The organism is Streptococcus sp. 210928-DFI.4.42, from assembly GCF_020554365.1.
In the GTDB taxonomy this organism is placed as follows: domain Bacteria; phylum Bacillota; class Bacilli; order Lactobacillales; family Streptococcaceae; genus Streptococcus; species Streptococcus parasanguinis_S.
The window spans coordinates 1-903 of record NZ_JAJCHF010000051.1 but is presented as its reverse complement, the minus strand read 5'-3'; the positions used below and the strand labels follow the sequence as shown (position 1 = coordinate 903).

The 903-nt window shown below is 28.6% G+C and carries 1 protein-coding gene; it reads right to left on the bottom strand.

Annotated features, from left to right (window positions below; translation table 11 throughout):
• Positions 1 to 903, bottom strand: a 903-nt coding sequence (locus tag LIZ08_RS10190; protein WP_227038818.1) for an ABC transporter ATP-binding protein, incomplete at both ends; no start/stop codon positions are given.

The window sequence follows — 903 nt, the reverse complement described above, 5'->3', positions numbered from 1 at the left end:
TGGATTTTGATCATGAGTAATGACAATAACAATTGCATCTTTAATGGATAGAATGTAGTCCATTATTTCTTTTGCTTTTATTGGATCAAGGTTACTTGTAGGTTCGTCAAATATATAAACTGAATATGTTTTGACTAAAAACCTAGCTAAATCAATTCGTTGCTTTTCTCCTTCTGAAATGATTTTGTTTGATTGAGCTAGGTTTTTACGAAGGAAGTCTTCATTAAAACCTAAGGATTTTCTTAATTTTTCAGTTAAATGAAGGTTTCTAGCCAATTTGATATTCTCTAGAATATTACCTTCAATTAGAAAGTCATTTTTTTGCACAAATGCAATATCTTTATATAACTCCTCTGAGGGAATATCAATATTCTGTTTTCCGTTGATTTTTATTTCTCCATCATAAAGATTTTTTGGATAATAATTTAGTATTAATTTTACTAAAGTTGTTTTCCCAGTTCCTGAAGCACCGATAATCGCATAGCGCTTACCTTTTTTAAATTCATAGGAAAAATGATCAAATAATATTCTATTTTCAATTTCATAATATAATCGGTTAATAGAAATAGTCGAAATGTTATCACAATCAATTGTACTTGTTTTATGGAAAGTTCCATGATTTGTCTCATATAGATTTTCTTGGATATTATCAATAATGGACTTGCTACTGCTGATTAAATTTTTATTGTAAAGAATAGATTGTAATGGAGCAAAAACACCGTTTAATAATTGAATACTTGCTACTAGTAGTCCAATAGTCAGTAAGTTATTTCTTACAAAAAAGATACCAGCAACCATACAGGATAGTTGAGAGCCAAAACTTAGTAAAATTCCAGTAGTTGAAGCTAAGTCTTTTAAGAATTGATATGTTTTTCTGGACTCTTCAAATTCTAAACTGATTCC